15 protein-coding genes are annotated in these 20310 nt (G+C 38.8%); 3 read left to right on the top strand and 12 right to left on the bottom strand.

Annotation, left to right across the window (positions count from 1 at the left end):
- Positions 1 to 279: 279 nt before the first annotated feature.
- The 4 genes from sugE to hydN all read right to left on the bottom strand — a co-directional run bounded on the left by sugE (position 280) and on the right by hydN (position 2002).
- A complete protein-coding gene (sugE, locus tag ABN212_RS00135; RefSeq protein WP_064718792.1) occupies positions 280 to 594 on the bottom strand; it encodes a quaternary ammonium compound efflux SMR transporter SugE in 315 nt (104 codons plus the stop codon).
- 137 nt (positions 595 to 731) lie between these two features.
- Positions 732 to 1022 carry a hydrogenase maturation factor HybG gene (gene hybG / locus ABN212_RS00130; protein ID WP_198619242.1) on the bottom strand — a complete coding sequence of 97 codons (291 nt, stop codon included), beginning with the start codon at positions 1020 to 1022 and terminating at the stop codon, positions 732 to 734.
- Between the two features lie 8 nt (positions 1023 to 1030).
- Positions 1031 to 1372, bottom strand: coding sequence for a hydrogenase maturation nickel metallochaperone HypA (gene hypA, locus ABN212_RS00125; RefSeq protein ID WP_198619241.1), 342 nt, complete (start codon positions 1370 to 1372; stop codon positions 1031 to 1033).
- Between the two features lie 72 nt (positions 1373 to 1444).
- The gene (hydN, locus tag ABN212_RS00120) at positions 1445 to 2002 is read right to left on the bottom strand and encodes an electron transport protein HydN (protein WP_198619240.1); all 558 of its coding nucleotides are present in this window, start codon (positions 2000 to 2002) and stop codon (positions 1445 to 1447) included.
- Positions 2003 to 2406: 404 nt separating this feature from the next.
- Here hydN and ABN212_RS00115 point away from each other — a divergent pair, with 404 nt between their 5' ends.
- Both ABN212_RS00115 and ABN212_RS00110 read left to right on the top strand, forming a co-directional pair.
- Complete coding sequence (locus ABN212_RS00115) at positions 2407 to 4020, top strand: sigma 54-interacting transcriptional regulator (protein ID WP_196532423.1); 1614 nt, start codon at positions 2407 to 2409, stop codon at positions 4018 to 4020.
- Positions 4021 to 4190: 170 nt separating this feature from the next.
- On the top strand, positions 4191 to 5078 hold the full coding sequence (locus ABN212_RS00110; protein ID WP_109374303.1) for a 2OG-Fe dioxygenase family protein: 888 nt from the start codon (positions 4191 to 4193) through the stop codon (positions 5076 to 5078).
- Between the two features lie 100 nt (positions 5079 to 5178).
- Here the strand turns inward: ABN212_RS00110 and fdhF are convergent, their stop codons facing one another.
- The gene (gene fdhF / locus ABN212_RS00105) at positions 5179 to 7323 is read right to left on the bottom strand and encodes a formate dehydrogenase subunit alpha (RefSeq protein WP_198619238.1); all 2145 of its coding nucleotides are present in this window, start codon (positions 7321 to 7323) and stop codon (positions 5179 to 5181) included.
- Between the two features lie 531 nt (positions 7324 to 7854).
- Here fdhF and eptB point away from each other — a divergent pair.
- Positions 7855 to 9546 carry a kdo(2)-lipid A phosphoethanolamine 7''-transferase gene (gene eptB / locus ABN212_RS00100; RefSeq protein ID WP_198619237.1) on the top strand — a complete coding sequence of 564 codons (1692 nt, stop codon included), beginning with the start codon at positions 7855 to 7857 and terminating at the stop codon, positions 9544 to 9546.
- A gap of 110 nt (positions 9547 to 9656) precedes the next feature.
- On the opposite strand, the gene ABN212_RS00095 is transcribed toward eptB, so the two are convergent.
- From ABN212_RS00095 to ABN212_RS00065, 7 genes are all read right to left on the bottom strand, one after another.
- Positions 9657 to 10853 (bottom strand): lactate oxidase, encoded by a 1197-nt coding sequence (locus tag ABN212_RS00095; protein ID WP_196569896.1) that lies wholly within the window; start codon positions 10851 to 10853, stop codon positions 9657 to 9659.
- Positions 10854 to 10974: 121 nt separating this feature from the next.
- A complete protein-coding gene (ycaC, locus tag ABN212_RS00090; RefSeq protein WP_023583682.1) occupies positions 10975 to 11598 on the bottom strand; it encodes an isochorismate family cysteine hydrolase YcaC in 624 nt (207 codons plus the stop codon).
- 363 nt (positions 11599 to 11961) lie between these two features.
- Positions 11962 to 12639, bottom strand: coding sequence for a respiratory nitrate reductase subunit gamma (gene narI / locus ABN212_RS00085; protein ID WP_349442671.1), 678 nt, complete (start codon positions 12637 to 12639; stop codon positions 11962 to 11964).
- Positions 12636 to 13361 carry a nitrate reductase molybdenum cofactor assembly chaperone gene (gene narJ, locus ABN212_RS00080; RefSeq protein WP_167392502.1) on the bottom strand — a complete coding sequence of 242 codons (726 nt, stop codon included), beginning with the start codon at positions 13359 to 13361 and terminating at the stop codon, positions 12636 to 12638. Before narJ ends, narI begins: the two co-directional genes overlap by 4 nt.
- The gene (narH, locus tag ABN212_RS00075; protein WP_088493882.1) at positions 13361 to 14914 is read right to left on the bottom strand and encodes a nitrate reductase subunit beta; all 1554 of its coding nucleotides are present in this window, start codon (positions 14912 to 14914) and stop codon (positions 13361 to 13363) included. The genes narJ and narH overlap by 1 nt, the downstream gene beginning before the upstream one ends.
- Positions 14914 to 18675: a nitrate reductase subunit alpha gene (locus ABN212_RS00070; RefSeq protein WP_198632038.1), complete on the bottom strand. Its 3762-nt coding sequence runs from the start codon at positions 18673 to 18675 to the stop codon at positions 14914 to 14916. Before ABN212_RS00070 ends, narH begins: the two co-directional genes overlap by 1 nt.
- A 52-nt stretch (positions 18676 to 18727) precedes the next feature.
- The gene (locus ABN212_RS00065) at positions 18728 to 20122 is read right to left on the bottom strand and encodes a NarK family nitrate/nitrite MFS transporter (protein WP_349442669.1); all 1395 of its coding nucleotides are present in this window, start codon (positions 20120 to 20122) and stop codon (positions 18728 to 18730) included.
- Between the last annotated feature and the right edge of the window lie 188 nt (positions 20123 to 20310).

Below are 20310 nucleotides of genomic sequence, written 5' to 3'. Positions count from 1 at the left end.
TCTGCAAAAAGGATATGGGAGAAGCTAGAAAATATCGTACCCAATTGATTAGAGCAAAATCAAAGTCTCTAAATTCTCCCCAAAATAGGACACTTATTTTGGGGGGTTCTATGGTTAAATGTTACCGCTTATTGACTATCAAAATTTTAACGCAGATCTTTTAATTATCATTATCTAATTGATTTTTGATGATTTTCATTAGAACAATAACATAAGTAAAAAGATTTTAATTACGCTAATCTTATTAGAAAATTTTTTAATAAATCAAACCTATCACAATTAACTCGCCAATTTCAGCCCGATAATGCCAAAAATTATCATCGCTAAACTCAATAAACGATAAATATTGGCAGACTCACCAAAAACTAAAATACCAAAAATTGCAGTACCGACAGCACCAATACCTGTCCAAATCGCATAAGCGGTGCCTGCTGGTAAGCCTTTCATGGCATAAGATAACATGCCCATGCTCACAATCATGGCCGTTATCGTAATAATGCTTGGTGTTAGTCGCGTAAATCCATGAGTGTATTTCAAGCCAACAGCCCAAACTATCTCAAGTAAACCAGCAACAAATAGAATTGCCCAGGACATAAATTACCCCTTTTATATAAAACATATTTGGGGTCGTCCCCTGAATGAACAACAGAAAGCTGGGTCGTCCCAGCTTCAGAGAAATGAGATTGAATTATAAGAAAAAGTAATAAAGCATGCAATAGCTTGAAATTTATTCAAACTTGCTTAGGTGCGCCCTCTTCGCCATAAAGAAAAGCAGAGACATCATCTTCAACTTCTCCCATTGCCATCAGAGCATCCAGCGTCTCTTTTGCTTCTTCTTCATTGACAATACTCATGGCGAAACCAACATGCACTAACACCCACTTACCGATCATCGTATGAGGCTCACCCTCGCAGACTAACGCAATATTCACTTCTCGTTTAACGCCACAAACATCGACCATTGCATTTTCAGTGATTGTTTTTCCGACTTCAACAACCTGACCTGGAATACCAAGACACATAACAACCCCTATTCGATCTCTATTTGCTTTATTCGCATTGCATCATCATTTTCAACGCGCAAATTTTGGCTACCACAAGACGGACAACCTGCATTAAAGGTTGAAACAGTGACAACTTGATGACAATCCCAACACCATGCTTTCGCGGGGATAACCTCAATATGTAATTCACAACCTTGGGCAAGGGTGTCTCTGCAAACAATATCAAAGCAAAATTCAAGTGCACTGACTTCAACACAAGATAATGCGCCCAATTCCATCCATACACTTTTTACTTTTTTTGCATTATTTAATTTAGCTTGAGAATCTATTATCTCAAATGCGCTCTGGCAAAGCGTAATTTCATGCATGTCGATACCTTATTGAAGCAGGATAAATAATAGCAACTATAGTACCAGTACATAGTTGCTTTATTATTGATCTTAGAACAACAATTCAGCACCGGTTTCAAAAGCTGCTCTGCGACGACGCTCTTTAACCATCTCTTCAAGTGCATCTCTATCAATACACACTAAAGCATGAGTTGGGCAGACTTCAATACATGCGGGACCCGCTTCACGATGGTGGCATAAGTCGCATTTGTTGGCTTCCGCTTTAAATGCCTCAATCGCATTGAGCGCGGTTGATGTGCGCATAACTGGACGAGAAACCACTTCCATCGTGCCATAAGGGCAAGCCAGTACACAGGTTTTACAACCTATACATTTTTCCTGATCAACATAGTAATAATCTTTGTTATGAATGATAGCGCCATTCGGACACACATTAGCACAAGGGGCATCTTCACATTGATGACAAACAACTGCCGTACTGATTGAAAATCCTTTGACCACATGAATTCGGGGTTGGAAATTCTGCTCACTAATTTGCTCAATGGCTAAATTATCTTGGTCTACTTGCTGATGTGACACGACACAAGCCACTTCACAAGTATGGCAACCAATACATTTTTTAGGGTCTGCAATGATGAAACGGTTCATCATATTCTCCTGATCTTTGTTATATATAGCCGTTATATATGGCGATAAATGCAACGAGTTATTCTAATTAAGAGTAATAATTAGAGTATCAATAGAATGAATCTAGCACGGTTCATGCCAATATATTTTTGATATAACTATTCCTTATTTTTCAATTAAATAATTTTCAAATAAAAATGATTATTAATTAATAAACAAGTCACTTCGTCAAATTATTCGACAATTTTGACGATAAAATAAATCGATATATATTTGATTATATAGTGATTTGATAAATTTATATTCTTAAGTTTCACTACATATACAAAAATAGCGGGTTGGATCAAAAATGATTCAGTCATTGATATAAATTTATTATAAACCTACTACAATATAGCTAATTTTTTAGGGCAATCGGTGGTGTCATGAAATTAAGCAGTAACAATGCTGAAACTATGGAGAGCCTTCGTAATGAGCGCAACCAATATCGAATATTGGTTGATATCACAAATTCTGTATTAGCTCATCTAGACATGGATGGTCTTATTTCTGAAGTCTCTAAAGAAATACATCGTTTTTTTGGATTGAACCATATTAGTCTTATGTTATGCCGTACCTCATCACAAAATAGTGGTGAAGGTATTCTTTACTCTAGTCGTTATCAGACTGGGAAATCAGTCATTCGCCAACAACGTAAGTTTAGTAGCGCGAATAACAAAGCAGAAGAAATTATTAATCAGAATAAACCTGTCTTAATTGATATTAATAAAGAAGATCAAGAAGATGTTTTGATTAAGCGTCTAGTTAAGCAAAATATGCAGACGGCTTTGTTATTGCCACTGGCTTTTAATCATAAACCGCTAGGCTTATTAATTTTAGCACACGAAGTAGGAAGCGTTTTTACTAACGATACTTGCCAATTGCTACAACAAATTGCAGCTCGTATTGGTATCGCCATTGAAAATGCAGCGGCTTATGAAGAAATAACACATTTAAAAGACAGTTTAAAGAATGAGAATATTTGGCTTAATGAGCAAATAGATAACAATGCATGCTTCAGTGAGATTATTTATCAAAGTGACGCTATGCATAATGTGCTAGAACAAATTGAATTAGTGGCACAAAGTGATAGTACTGTACTTATATTAGGTGAAACAGGTACGGGTAAAGAATTAATTGCGCGCGCTATTCATCGTCTAAGTCTGCGAAAAAATAAGTCGATGATAAAAATGAACTGTGCCGCAGTACCTTCTGGCCTTTTAGAAAGTGATCTCTTTGGCCATGATAAAGGCGCATTTACAGGCGCAACCAATACACATATTGGCCGATTTGAGATGGCAGATAAAAGCACGCTATTTCTTGATGAAATTGGTGATATGCCAATTGACTTACAACCCAAATTGCTTCGCGTTCTTCAAGAGCGAGAAATAGAAAGGTTGGGTGGTAATAAAGTGATCCCAGTTGATGTTAGGCTAATTGCAGCGACCAATAAAGATCTGCATGAATTAACAGATGAAGGTGAATTTCGAGAAGATCTTTATTATCGTCTTAATGTTTTTCCTATTATTATTCCACCACTAAGAGAGCGACCTGAAGATATTCCGCTTTTAGCTAAACATTTTACGCAAAAAATTGCGCGTAGAATGGATAGAAAAATAGATTGTATACCTGCCAACGCATTGGAGCAGCTAACACTTTATCCATGGCCGGGTAATGTTCGTGAACTTGAAAATATTATTGAGCGTGCCGTTATTTTAACGCGAGGATCAACATTAAACCTTCAGTTAAAAGAGCTTCATATTAACAAGCCCTCTCGTTTAAAGCAGGTACTGACGCAACCTTCATCCATTGAAAAGCGCATGCAGACGAATGCGCCAGAAAGCGATGATGAAGAGCGAGAAAGGATAATTCAAGCATTAAGAGAAACCAATGGTGTAGTTGCTGGCGCTAGAGGCGCTGCTTTAAAACTAGGATTAAAAAGAACAACGTTATTATCGCGGATGCAACGTCTCGGTATTTCAATTCCAGAAATACTTTAACCCTAAAATAGTTTCTTACTTATCTAAAAGAGTGTAATTATTTTATTACACTCTTTTTTTGTACATTTGAAACTTATTAATCTCTATCTATAATCTAAATGATTATATTTTATTAATTACTCACTTTATTAACTATTAATAATATAAACCATCAATGGAGCATATTATATATGAATAGCCTGCTTATAAATAGAATTAGTGAAATAAAAAAAGAATATAAGAATAATAAATATGTCTTTATTCCCCAAAGTATTGTCATTGATTTAATAAAACAATTAGGTGCTGAAGAAAAAGATATTAATGCACTCATGGAATATGGTGACTATTTAGCACAAGATCCGACTCTTTCATTTCGTCATTCTCGAACAGGACGCTACCTTTTTGATAATGATATAGAAACGATCTCCAGACTAGAATATCAACCTTTTGTTCTCACTGAAGAAGATGGATTTATTCGTGAAGACAGTGGCACACAAAGGCATTTTAGAGCACTTGATGATCGCTGGCAGAGCAATACGGCTTATCAAGCGTTATTAAAATTAAAAATGCTATTAATTCAAGGTAATAAATTTACATCTCGTCACTTAACCGATCAAAATTCGCCTAAATCAATATCAACTGTTTTTCATTTAAGATTAATTGCCCAACCAGATTCTTTAAGTGAACTTTCAATTGAAGGGGTTCATAAAGATGGCGTTGATCACACCATGATTGTGATGATGAATAAGAATAACGTTAAGGATAATACTGGCGCTTTACGTGTTCATTCACCAAAAGAGGCGATAGGAACAGCTTGGCAAAAAATTGATCCTAAAAATGTACTTTATGAACACAATAATGCGCAATATCTTGATATTTTACTCATTGCAGATAATGAATTAAATCATAGTGGTACACCTATTTTTACGCATGATAATAAAAAGCAGGCTTACCAAGATTTTATTGTTTTACTATCTCGCTATCCAACGGTTGATTCTCATCCATCACATAAATTTGATTCGATGGATCCGCATCCTGACTTACCTTTAACACTTTATTTAAATCAGTCCGTCGCTTAGTTGTGCACAAAATAATAATCTAATAAAAAACCGAGCTTACTGACGCTAAGGTCAATAAACTCGGTTCTAAGGCAGAAAGACAATATTAATCAGACGAAGATCAACCCTCGGCGGCTTCTCTTAAACGACGTTTAATATTGCTATATTCCGTTTTCACATAGTGTTCTGCCTGAGCCTGTTCCTTGATTGGCTCAACACATACTGCACAATATTTATACTCAGGTGTTTTGGTAATTGGGCTTAAATTCTCTGCAACCAGTTCGTTACAAGCACCAATCCACCATTGATAAGTCATATATACAGCACCTTTATTCGGTCTATCACTGACCGCAGCACGCGTAATGACTTTACCTTGACGAGAGCGTATCCAAACTAACTCTTGATCTTTGATACCCAACTGTTTGGCATCTTCTGTGTTTAATTGAACATAACCCGGTTCATCAGCCAACGCCGCCAATGCTTTACAGTTACCTGTCATTGAACGGCAAGAGTAGTGTCCAACTTCACGGACGGTTGCCAATACCATTGGAAACTCATCAGAGAGTTTGTCAATTGGTGGAGCCCACTCACAAGTAAAGAATTGACCTTTACCGTTAGGAGTATCGAATTTACCACCATCGTACAGATATTGTGTACCTGGGCTATCTTCTGTTGGGCAAGGCCATTGGATATAAGCCAAGTCCGCCATTTTTTCGTAAGTCGCACCATAATAAATTGGGCATAACTCACGCAACTCATCCCAAATTTCTTTGGTATTGTTGTAATGCATTGGATAACCCATTGCTGTTGCCATCAGACTGATAATTTGCCAGTCTGTTTTCACATCACCAACAGGTTCAACAGCTTTATAGAAGCGTTGGAAACCACGGTCTGCCGCAGTATAAACACCTTCATGCTCACCCCATGATGTTGCAGGGAAAATAACATCAGCAATAGACGCCGTTTTGGTCATAAAGATATCTTGCACTATCAGTAGATCCAGTTTTTCAAACGTTCTACGGATTGTTGCTAAATCAGGCTCAGTTTGCAGTGGATCTTCACCCATTACATAGTGAGCTTTTAATAAGCCGTGATCGATATTATGAGGAACTTCACTTAACGCATAGCCCACTTCTTCAGGCATTGACTCAATGCCCCAGAATTTAGCAAATTTCTCACGCGCTTTTTCGTCAGTAACGTATTGATAACCTGGTAGTGTGTTAGGCAATGCTCCCATATCACACGCACCTTGTACGTTATTTTGACCACGAACTGGGCCAACCCCGACATATTTTTTACCTAAATTACCCGTTAATAAAGCTAAACTAGTCAGTGAACGTACCGTTTCAACACCTTGGTAGAATTGAGTTACACCCATACCCCAAAGAATTGTCGCTGTTTCTGCTTTCGCGTACATACGTGCAGCTTCACGAATAATTTGAGCACTTAAACCTGTTATTTCTTCAACAGATTCAGGTGTATAGCTTTCAACTAATTTACAATACTCGTCAAATTGCTCGGTGTGATTTTCGATAAAGGATTTATCATGCAATCCTTCTTCAATAATCACATGCGCAATCGCATTTAATAGCGCAATGTTAGAGCCATTTTTTAAGCCTAAGTGTAAATCGGCTAAACGTGCTGTTTCGATGTAACGAGGGTCACATACAATAATTTTGGCACCCTTTTCTTTCGCCTTAACAATACGGCGAGCAACAATAGGATGCGAATCTGCGGCGTTATAGCCGAAGACAAATAGACATTTGGTATCCTCAATCTCAACGATTGAGTTGCTCATAGCACCATTACCGACCGAACGCTGCAGACCTGCAACCGAAGGGCCGTGTCAGACACGAGCACAGCAGTCTATATTATTATTTCCGATAACCGCACGAGCGAATTTCTGCATAACGAAGTTAGCTTCGTTACCCGGGCCTCGTGAAGAGCCGGTTGTCATAATAGATTTAGCACCGTATTTCTCTTTGATAGCAAGAAGCTTGCTACTTGCAAACTCAATCGCTTCATCCCAAGAAACCGATTCTAATTTTCCGCCTCTTTCACGACGGATCATTGGTGTTTTAAGACGTGGAGTCAGTATCTTAGTATCATGGATAAAATCCCATCCATAATACCCTTTCAGACACAGCTCACCTTGGTTTGTTAAACCATTGGCTCCTTCAGCGCCAATAATTTTACCGTTTTCCACCTTCAGGTAGATTTTGCATCCTGAGGCGCAATACGGACAGACCGTGATGACTTTTTTCATCAACATTGCTCCTGTGTTCATCAACTTTCAGGTTATTACCTGATCTTCTCCTCTATCTATGCAGAGAGTGTGCCAAATAAGCACGCTTTTTCACTTTTCCACAACACAATGAAAAATAAAGAGAAATAAAATCCGTTGAATGAGCAAGAAAACAATGACAGCTAAAGTAGTAGGAAGTGCTCGACACTAATGACGATATTTATGTCGATTTGTATTTCTATCAAAATTCGTTATACATTAATATTTATAACGTAATAATACTTATTTATTTCATCTGCGAAATCAAAATAATAAATACGCTTTCTTATCTGCCTTTATCGGGATCTTGCCGTATATAATGATGACAACCTTCTAATATCTCTATCAATATTCCTATCTACTAAAACTATTTAAAATTAATAATTTTGATATTTATGTAAATCAAATAAAAAATTTTTAAACTTCAATAAAAAAAAGAACATAATACTGAACCTGAAAACAACCTCGCGGTCTTAAAGACCTCTACACCATATAAATTGATAATAACTGAACATGCAAAAATTAAAGTTTTTACGTTTTTCTAAAGAGAACATTGCCCTTTTTTTAGCTGTCTACCTTGGTTTCTTTCTTAATCTTTCCGTTTACATTGGCCGATACGGCACACAAAATACAAACAACCCCCTCATTGATGCATTATATATTCTAGGTGAAATTGCTGTTAACATTGCCTTTACCTTCTTTCTATTACGGCTACTCTCTTTTTTCGGCTCTCTATTCTTTAAAATCGTCGCCTCTTTTATTCTCGTCGTGAGTGTTTGTGCGAGTTACTATATTTCTTTTTATGATGTCGTCATTGGATACGGCATTATTATTTCAACACTAACCACGGATACGGATTTATCTAAAGAGCTGGTTAGCCCAAATGTGATTATTTGGATTATTGGCTTATCTATTTTGCCATTAGCTCTTATTTGGCTAGGTAAAAAACCAGAGAAAAATCTAACTACACAACAAAAGAAAAAAATCTGGATAAAAAATACCGTCAAAATGCTTGTGATTGCACTGGCTGTTTTTGCCTATTTGAAAACACTTGATTCAAAACAAAAAGCCTATGAAATAAAAAATAACTTGGATCTGCCAAGCTATAGTGGTGGCTTAAGTTATGCGTATTTACCTACAAATTGGATTATCCCATTATTTCAATATGCAATAACGCAGTATGACGATACGTTTAATAACCAAAATATTTTTAATCCTGCCGATCACTTCACTTATGAGCCTTCAAAGGCAAATGAAGATGTGTATGTTGTTTTTATTATTGGTGAAACAGCAAGATGGGATCATATGGGATTGTTAGGATATGAACGTCAAACAAATCCTCTATTAAGCCAAGAGAAAAATCTTGTTGCCTTTAAAGGTATTTCTTGTGATACCGCAACCAAGCTCTCTTTAAAATGTATGTTTGTACGAGAAAACGGGACAGAAAGTAACGATCAGCGGACATTAAAAGAGAACAATATTTTTTCAGTATTAAGCCAATTAGGTATGTCATCAGAGTTGTTCTCCATGCAAAGTGAATTATGGTTTTACAATAAACTTGATTTAAATAACTACGCAATGAAAGAGATGATGACTGCAAAAAATAGCAATTTTGGTAAAGAACTTGATGACACCTTATTAATTACTGAAACGGCAAATACGGTTGCCCAACATCCAAAGGGAAATCATTTAGTAATTTTACACACTAAAGGCTCTCACTTTATGTATTCACAGCGTTACCCTGAATCATTCAAAAAATACCAACCTGAATGTTTAAATGTGGATGATGAGTGTACTAAAGAGCAGTTAGTGAATGCTTATGATAACTCTATTCTTTATACCGACTATTTTATTGATGGCATACTCGACACATTGCGCGATAAAAAAGCCATTGTGTTTTATACCTCCGATCACGGTGAATCTATTTCAGAAAAAGGTGGCTTACATGGCACTCCAAAAGAAATTGCCCCACCAGAACAATTTAAAGTACCATTCTTAGTTTGGATGTCAGATAGCTATTTAGCAGAGCCTGAAAATAAACAGCTATTTGATAACTTAAAGCGCAATCAAGATGCAGAACGCACGTTCTATCATCACAATATTTTTGATTCAATGTTAGGTTGTCTAGGTTATTCATCGTCAGATGGTGGTATTAATAATCAAAATAACCTCTGTTTTAGTGACACACCATCAACCCAAGAATAATTTTTTAAACTAACAATATTCTTTTAAGTTGATAGAAAAAATAAGTTAATAGAAAAAACCCACGTTCAATATTGAGCGTGGGTTTTATTACTTTTAACTTTATAAACTAATTATTGATTAAAACTTGCATCGGTATAAAGTGGAGTGGCTTGAATATCTTTTACTGTTTTTGCGCCACCTAACATCATATTAATTTTTAATTCTTTATTTAAATGTTGGATAACTGAATTAACACCTTCAGCACCCCCTAAATTTAATCCATAAAGAATTGGGCGACCGACGGCAACAACATCTGCACCACTTGCTAATGCTTTAAAGACATGTGAACCACGACGCACACCACTGTCAAACACGATAGGTACACGTTTATTCACCACTTTGGCAATCGCAGGTAAGACATCAATTGTTGCTGGTGCGCTATCTAATTGACGACCACCGTGATTAGAAACCCAAATTGCATCTGCGCCGGCTTTAATTGCAGTATCTGCATCTTCAGGTGATTCGATACCTTTTACAATCACAGGTAAACCAGACATTTTTTTCACATACTGAATATCTGCGGGTGTAAATGCTTGTTTAGCTTGAGCATAAATTTCGCTAATACCCGCACCTTTACCTGTTTTAGATTTATCATCACTGATTTTTGCAAACGCTTCTAAGTTGGCAAAACCTAATGGGAATTGGAAGTTATTTTTCACATCATCTTCACGATAACCACCCACTGAAGAGTCGATAGTCATAATGATACCTTTAGCGCCATACTGTTTTGCTTGAGATAAAATATACTCATTAAAGGCATCATTTTTACTCATGTACAACTGAAAGAAAAATGGGTAACCGGGTTGGGCGTCCGCTACTTCTTTAATGGTTTTATTACCATAAGTGCTTAATGAAAAAATAGAGCCGGCTTTCGCCATACCTTTTGCTGTGGCAACTTCGCCTTGTTGATGTGCAAGCCCTTGAGCTGCCATCGGTGCCTGAATAATAGGCGTATCTAATTTAATACCCAAAAATTCTGTTTTTAAATCTAAGTCAGAAAATTCGATGCCTTGTAATGAACGAGGCATAATATATTTTTTATCAAATGCACTTGTATTAGAGCGTAAGTTATTTTCATCTTCAGCACCACCGCGAATATAACCGAAGGCGCCTTTTTCCATATTTGCTTGAACTTGAGCTTCCATTGCTTTTAGGTTTACTATTTTTATTGGACCTTCAGCAGTACTTGCTTTATATTCAGCGGCCTGTGCAACACCTACACTTAATGCCATAGCAACAGCGGTAGCTTTTAATATTTGACTTTTCATTTCTATTCCATTTTTAATTAAGGGCTTACATCTATAATTTAATAAAATTAAAATTCAATTAAATTATATTTTTCAAAAAATAATATAAGCCCTATTTTTAGGTAAAACTTAAATTAACCGCTTACTTTTTTGTTAAAGTATTATAGCTTGTCATCAGATTACGATAATCTGGAATATGGTTAGCAAACAGTGTACCTAATCCTTCGACATCATTACGCCAATCACGGTGTAACTCACAAGCTAAACCAAACCAGTTAATTAATTGAGCCCCTGCTTTTGACATTCTATCCCATGCAGAGTCGCGAGAAATGGCATTGAAAGTACCTGAAGCATCAGTGACAACAAAGACTTCAAAGCCTTCTTCAAGTGCTGATAATGCAGGGAATGCAACACAAACTTCAGTCACAACGCCCGCAATAATCAGTTGTTTTTTACCCGTTGCTTTAACTGCTTTGACGAAGTCTTCATTATCCCATGCATTGATTTGACCTGGGCGAGCGATATAAGGAGCATCTGGGAACATTTCAACGAGCTGAGGCATTAGAGGACCATTAGGACCATCTTCAAAAGAAGTCGTTAAAATGGTAGGTAAATTAAAGTATTTAGCAGCATTGGCTAATGCTAGTACATTATTATTGAATTTATCAGGCTCGATATCTCTGACTAAAGAGAGTAATCCAGCTTGATGGTCTACCAACAGAACAGCGGCATTATTTTTATCAATACGATGATATTTAAAGCTCATAATAATCTCCGATAGCATAATAGAGGTAAGACTCAATTAAATCATAGCACCAAATTTACATGACAATATTCAGATTAATTTAAATTTGAGTTTATTTATAATAAACAACCAATTATAAATATTTAAATTTAATTAAATATCACGATATTTAATTAACTATTTATTGCCTTATATAAATTCATTTCGTTAAAAAGAATTATAAGTGCAACTATTCTTAAATGAATCTAAAGATTATTGCTTTAACCATTCAAATTTTTTGTTCAAGTTTTAAGGGAGAAAAAAGATAAAAAAAACCCCCGCGGGCGGGGGTGAGATAAGCGCAATTAAAAGGTCTCTAATTTACTATCAGGAGATGGGTATTCATTAATGACGATTACGCACAATTTGATAGCGACGAGTTAAGTACTCAACTGGCACGCTCCAAATATGAACTAATCGACAGAATGGGAACAATAAGAAAATCGTCATACCTAAGAAAATGTGCAATTTAAACACGAATGCGACACCTTCAAGATGAGCCGAAGCACCGCCGTGGAAAGTCACTATAGATTGTGCCCAAGCCACCAGCTTCATCATTTCGCTACCATCCATATGTTGTGCTGAGAATGGAATAGTCAGTAAACCTAGCGCTACTTGAATAACCAAAAGCGTTAAGATCATGATGTCACCAAATGAAGATGTAGCTCTAACCCGTGGATTGGTTAAACGGCGTTTTAATAACATCACGCCCCCCACCAGCATTAATACACCACAAGTACCGCCACCGACCATTGCCATAATTTGTTTGTATTCAATAGGCAGGAAAGATTCATACATCCAGTGAGGTGTTAGCATTCCCAGAAAATGACCAGCAAAAATACCGATGATCCCGATATGGAACAAGTTAGAAGCCAATCGCATATTTTTCTTGTCTAACATCTGGCTAGAGCCGGCTCGCCATGTATATTGACCATAGTCGTAACGTAACCAGCTACCGAAAATAAAAACGGCACCAGCAATATAGGGATAGATATCAAAAAATAACATATTGATGTAATTCATTTTTGTGCTCCCGTATCCAACGAATTCCCCACGTTGAGATATTGAACTGTCGTCTCTTGTGCAAAACGGCGCTGATGTTGGCTGATTTTGCCACTGCCACATTGCGTACCTTCGCCAAGAAACGTTACTTGTTCTTCTTCCCACACAGCATCTAATGCAGCAGGTGTATCATCTAAAGGCTCTTTTTCTACTTGAGCAGTCAGTTGTGATGCTTCCAATCCACTTTGTGAGAGGCAAAGCAACACATCAAAGAGCGCGTGATAATCACTGCCTCGTTGTTTCAAACGCTCACCTAACAGCGCCAAAATAGGCGCAATGTTATTTAGCCCTTCAATACAGTCTGTCGTTGGCAGGAGCGTTAAATACTCAAGATAAGTAGGCAAATAGTCAGGAAGTTCACGACTACTTAATGTGATCCCTGCTTGTTGATATTGATTGAGTAGATCAACCATTGCTTGACCACGATCACGAGACTCACCATGAACGTGTTCAAATAACAGTAGTGATCGCGCCCGCCCTCTATCAAAAAGCTCGCTGTAATTGGCTTGCGCATCTAACAACTCTTGTTGCGTTAAGGTATGAATAAATGCCATTAATTTCGCAACTTGAGTCACAGGAAGCTCATCAGCTTCCTGTAATGCATCGATAAGTTCGCCTCGGTTATCCCACAATTCTTGTGTGGGATAATCTAAGAGATGTGAAATGACTTTCAGAGAGATCATTATATTTTCTCCTCTGATCGGCGTTCGTCTTGAGGTGTTCTTGATGTGATATCAATCGCGTCAATACGATGGCTATTAAACAAATTAAATTTGCTATCACTGCCATGACAACCATCACCAAAGCTAAAACCACAACCATTACGTTCTGGGAAAGCTTCTCTTGCAAGTTCACGATGGCTTGATGGAATAACAAAGCGATCTTCATAATTTGCAATAGCTAGATAACGATACATCTCTTGTGCTTGCGCTTCAGTCAAACCTACTTGCTCTAATGCACTTAAGTCTGTTTTGCCTTCTACGGTTTCAGCACGTTTATAATGACGCATCGCTAACATGCGTTTTAATGCTAATAACACAGGTGCAGTATCCCCAGCTGTCAGTAAGTTTGCTAAATACTGAACTGGAATACGTAAGCTTTCTACATCAGGCAGAACGCCTGTATGTGGTAGCACGCCCGCATCAGCAGCAGACTGAATAGGTGACAAAGGTGGTACATACCAAACCATTGGTAAGGTGCGATATTCAGGGTGCAGTGGTAATGCCAGCTTCCAATCCACCGCCATTTTGTAAACAGGTGAACGCTGCGCTGCATCAATCACACTTAATGGAATACCTTGCTCTTCAGCGGCTTTGATCACTTCAGGATCAAATGGATCCAAGAAGATATCTAATTGGCTTTGGTATAAATCTTTTTCATTATCCGCACTGGCGGCTTGTGAAATTTTATCTGCGTCATACAGCATCACACCCAGATAACGAATACGTCCTACACAAGTTTCTGAGCACAGTGTTGGCTGACCGGCTTCAATTCGTGGATAACAGAAAATACATTTTTCTGACTTACCACTTTTCCAGTTGAAGTAGATTTTTTTGTATGGGCATCCGGTTAAACACATGCGCCATCCACGGCATTTATCTTGGTCGATAAGCACAATGCCATCTTCAGCACGTTTATAAATCGCACCACTTGGACATGTTGCAACACAAGCAGGATTTAAGCAGTGTTCACATAAACGTGGTAAATACATCATGAATGTATTTTCAAACTGCCCATACATCTCTTTTTGCATATTGGCGAAGTTTTTATCCGCAGCACGTTTGCTAAATTCGCCACCTAAATCGTCTTCCCAGTTTGGGCCTTTTTCGATTTTGGTCATGCGCTGACCGGTGATCAGCGAACGAGGTCGTGCTGTCGGTAAAGAGCCTTCTGGTGCATTTTTTAAATGCTCATAGTCATAATCAAATGGCTCATAGTAATCATCTAATGCTGGGACATCTGGGTTGGCAAAAATTTTCGATAATAGACCAACACGGTTGCCCATTCTTGGTACCAATTTACCTTTGATATTTTTGATCCAACCGCCTTTCCATTTCTCTTGGTCTTCCCAATTTTGTGGATACCCTGTACCTGGTTTTGTTTCAACGTTATTGAACCATGCGTATTCAACACCTTCACGGCTCGTCCAAACATTTTTACAGGTTACTGAACAGGTATGGCAACCGATACATTTGTCGAGGTTCAGTACCATACCGACTTGTGAACGAATTTTCATTATGCCTTCTCCTGTCCATTCAGGGTCTGTTGATAAGCATCACCTTCACCATCAAGCCAATCAATCTGTTTCATTTTACGCACCACAACAAACTCATCACGGTTAGAGCCCACAGTGCCGTAATAGTTAAAGCTATAAGCCAACTGAGCATATCCACCAATCATATGGGTTGGTTTAGGGCAAACACGCGTCACAGAGTTGTGAATACCACCACGCATTCCTGTTATTTCAGATCCTGGCAGATTTATTTGACGTTCTTGTGCGTGATACATATAAATCATGCCATCAGGAATACGTTGGCTGACAATCGCTCTCGCCGTTAGCGCACCATTACTGTTGTATGCTTCAACCCAATCGTTATCACTAATTCCCATCTCTTTAGCATCATCTTCACTCAGCCAAACCACAGGGCCACCACGACCAAGCGTTAACATCAGTAAGTTATCGCTATATGTTGAGTGAATACCCCATTTCTGGTGAGGCGTCAGGAAGTTCAGCGCTTTTTCAGGGAAACCATTTGGTTTTTTGCCTTTAACTGCATCAATGGCTTTGGTATCAATTGGTGGACGATAAACCACTAAACTTTCACCATAAGCACGCATCCACTCATGATCTTGATACAATTGCTGACGACCACTTAACGTACGCCAAGGGATCATCTCGTGAACGTTGGTATAACAGGCGTTATAAGAGACGTGCTCATCTTCAAGACCAGACCATGTCGGGCTTGAAATAATCTTACGAGGTTGAGCAACAATATCGCGGAAACGAATTTTTTCGTCTTCTTTTACTTTAGCTAAATGAGTGTGATCGCGTCCTGTCACTTTACTCAGTGCATCCCAAGCTTTTACCGCTACTTGGCCATTAGTTTCAGGGGCTAAAGAGAGGATAACTTCAGCTGCATCAATTGCTGTTTCAATCGCTGGACGCCCTTTTGCAGCACCTTCATGACGAACACGGTTCAGTTTTTTCAGGAAATCGACTTCTGTTTGTGTATTCCAACTGATCCCTTTACCGCCATTACCCAATTTATCCATTAGAGGGCCTAATGACGTAAAGCGAGCATAGGTATTAGGATAATCACGCTCTACAGGAATAAGATGTGGTGCGGTTTTACCCGGAATAAGGTCACATTCGCCTTTTTTCCAATCTTTCACATCGAAAGGCTGTGCCATTTCAGCGGCTGAGTCATGCTGAATAGGTAATGTCACTAAATCAGTTTCAACACCTAAATGACCCACACATAATTTAGAGAAGGTTTTAGCGATGCCTTTATAGATTTCCCAGTCTGTTTTAGATTCCCAAGCAGGATCAACCGCGGCTGTTAATGGATGAATAAACGGATGCATATCCGACGTATTCATATCATCTTTTTCATACCACGTTGCGGTTGGTAAAACGATATCTGAGAATAGGCAGGTGCTCGACATACGGAAGTCTAACGTCACCACTAAATCGACTTTACCTTCACCGCCTTTATCTTGCCACTCCACTTCTTGTGGTTTGACTTGACCTTGTTCGCCTAAATCTTTACCTTGCAGGCCGTTTTCAGTACCCAGCAAGTATTTCAGTAAATATTCATGCCCTTTACCCGCCGAACCTAACAAGTTAGAGCGCCAGATAAATAAATTACGTGGGAAATTTTGTGGGTTATCAGGCTGTTCTGATGCAAAACGAATCTCACCTGACTTCAATGCATTAACGGTATAGTCAGCCGCACTCACACCCGCTTCTTGTGCTTTTTTCGCAATAGACAATGGGTTTAAGTTTAATTGAGGTGCGGAAGGTAACCAGCCCATACGTTCTGAACGCACGTTCATATCCACCAAACTACCGCTAAAGCGAGATTTATCCGCTAATGGCGATAATAACTCTGTTGGCGATACGGTTTCATAACGCCACTGACTTGAGTGGTTATAGAAAAACGAGGTGCTGTTCATATGACGAGGCGGACGCTGCCAGTCAAGACCAAAGGCTAATGGCAACCAACCAGTTTGCGGGCGCAGTTTTTCTTGTCCAACATAGTGTGCCCAACCACCACCACTTTGACCGACACAACCACAGAAAATCAGCATATTGATAATGCCACGATAAGTCATATCCATGTGATACCAGTGGTTAATACCTGCACCGACAATCACCATTGAACGACCATGTGTTTTTTCTGCGTTATCCGCAAATTCACGCGCTATACGGGTGATATCTTGGCGGCTTACGCCTGTAACTTTTTCAGCCCATGCGGGTGAATATGCTTTGATTTCATCGTAGTTTGACGCACAGTTTTCATCATTTAAACCGCGATCAACACCGTAGTTGGCTAATAATAAGTCATAAACTGTTGTGATGTATTTCTCTTCACCATTCGCAAGTGTAATACGCTTAGCCGGTAGCTTGTGAACAAGCACATCATCAAGCGCAACACCTTCAAAATATTCGCTTTTAATGCCACCAAAATAAGGGAATGCCACATCAACAATATCATCATGATTATCTAAAAGACCTAATTGTAATGTGACATTTTCGCCACTTTTACCGTCTTTAGGCTCAAGATTCCATTTAGCCGCTCCTTCCCAACGAAAGCCCATAGAACCTTGAGGAGCAACCAATTGTTGGGTTTGCTCATCAATGGCAACAGTTTTCCATTCTGGGTTTTTCTCCTGATCTAGATTGTTCACTAAATCAGAGGCACGTAACATTCGACCTGCAACTAATTTGCCTGAGTCGTGTTTATCTAACATCACCAACATTGGCATATCAGTGTAAGTGCGCACATAGTTGCGGAAATATTCTGTTTGGCGCTTAACGTGGAATTCGCTAAGAATAACGTGTCCCATCGCCATTGCCATTGCGCTGTCTGTACCTTGTTTTGGGTTTAACCATTGGTCACACAGTTTAGCGATTTCAGCATAATCAGGCGTTACGGCAACTGTTTTAGTGCCTTTATAACGAACTTCGGTAAAGAAGTGCGCATCAGGAGTACGGGTTTGAGGTACGTTAGAACCCCACGCAATCAGATAAGAAGAGTTATACCAGTCGGCTGATTCTGGTACGTCTGTTTGCTCACCCCAAGTCATTGGCGAAGCAGGTGGTAAGTCACAATACCAATCATAGAAACTTAAGCACGCGCCACCAATAAGCGATAAATAACGCGCACCCGCCGCATATGACACCATCGACATAGCAGGAATTGGCGAGAAACCGATAATACGATCAGGACCAAACTCTTTTGCTGTAAACACGTTAGAAGCTGCAATGATTTCATTCACTTCTGACCATGAAGAGCGAACAAAACCACCACGACCACGCGCTTGCTTATAGCTTTTGGTTTTTTCTGGCGAGTTAACAATAGAAGCCCATGCATCAACGGGATCGCTATGTTGTGCTTTTGCTTCACGCCATAATTTAACGAGGCGTTTACGTACCATTGGGTATTTAACGCGGTTCGCGCTATATAAATACCATGAATAGCTTGCACCACGAGGACAGCCACGAGGCTCATGATCAGGCAAATCAGGACGTGTACGCGGATAGTCAGTTTGTTGGGTTTCCCATGTGACTAACCCATTTTTGACGTAGATTTTCCAACTACATGAACCTGTACAGTTTACCCCATGAGTAGAACGTACAATTTTGTCATGTTGCCAACGACTGCGATAACCATCTTCCCAGTCACGATTAACATTTAGCTCTTGGCCATGATCCTTTGAAAAGGTATCGCCAAGTTGTTTGAAATAGCGGAATCTATCGAGAAACTTACTCATCAGATACTCTCCCAATGCGCGCGAGCGCTCTCACATTGCGTATAATTCGTCATTATTGTTTATTGTGTTTACGTCCATAGACCAACCAAGTGATCAAGACGCAGGCGATATAAAATAGAACAAAGATTTTCATGGCACCGGCAGGAGAGCCAGTCATAGCCAATGATGTACCAAAGGCTTTAGGAATAAAGAATCCACCAATTGCACCAATGGCAGAGATAAAACCAAGCGCTGCGGCACTTTCTGTTACCGCTTCTTTTTGAGCCGCGTCATCTGTGGCACCTTGGGCTTTCATGCGATCAACAGTGATTTTTCTAAACACCACTGCAATCATTTGGAATGTAGAACCACTGCCTAAACCGGCGGTTAAAAACAGCACCATAAAGACACCGTAGAACGCGATAAACGAACCACCAGCACCGTTTTCAGGTAACGTTAAAAAGAGTAATGCAGAGAATATTGCCATGATGATAAAGTTAATCAGCGTAACTCTAATACCACCAAATTTATCAGAAAGCGCACCACCGACAGGACGTGCTAAAGCCCCTAATAAAGGTCCAAAGAAGGCATAATGCAGAATGACAATATCTGGGAATTGGGTTTTTGATAACATGGCAAAACCCGCAGAGAAACCAATAAATGAACCAAAAGAGCACAGGTATAAAATACTTAATAACCAGAGATGACCCCGTTTTAAAACAGGTAATTGCTGACTTAAAGAGGCTTTATTAGCGGCAAGATCATTCATACCAAACCAAGCAGCAAAGGTAAAAAACAATAAGAAAGGCACCCAAACCCACGCCGCATTTTCTAGCCATAAGTGCGAACCATCAGGTTGAACAACACCGGGACCACTAAACATTGCAAAAACACCCACACCAATCACTAATGGGGCAATTAATTGCATAACGCTTACGCCAAGATTACCTAATCCACCATTTAATCCTAATGCACCACCTTGACGTGCTTTAGGGAAGAAAAAGCTGATGTTTGCCATACTTGATGCAAAGTTTGCACCTGCGAAACCACATAATAGTGAAATCACAATAAAGGTTGAGTAAGACGTTGTGGTATCTTGCACTGCAAAACCAAGCCAAATACAAGGAATGATCAGAAATACGGTACTGATCGCAGTCCAACGACGGCCACCAAAGATAGGAATAACAAATGAATAAGGAACGCGTAAAATAGCGCCAGAAACAGAAGGTAGTGCCGTCAGCATAAATAGCTGATCTGTGGTAAAGTTAAAACCGACTTTGTTCAAATTTACTGCAACTGCACTAAAAAGCATCCATACGCAGAATGATAAGAGTAAACAAGGAACAGAAATCCATAAATTGCGTGAAGCGATCTTTTGACCAGTTTTTTCCCAAAAAGCTTTATCTTCAGGATGCCAATCTTCGATCACCCCTTTTCTCATTTTTTCTGGGTGTTGAGTGAGTGCCATAACAACCTCGATTAACGGTTAGATTGGCACCTTTTTACGATTAGAATTGTTAATTAGTCATGATCTGCATCAAGCAAAGATTTGTTTGATTTTTAAGCTAAAATCGTTCTTTACACCTAAGTATTAATAGGGTTATCCTTTATTTTTCATTTTAAATTAATAAGTTAAATTAAAACCGCTATAATTTA

This window comes from Proteus genomosp. 6 (assembly GCF_040139785.1).
Lineage (GTDB): Bacteria > Pseudomonadota > Gammaproteobacteria > Enterobacterales > Enterobacteriaceae > Proteus.
This window is presented reverse-complemented; position numbering and strand designations above follow the sequence as displayed.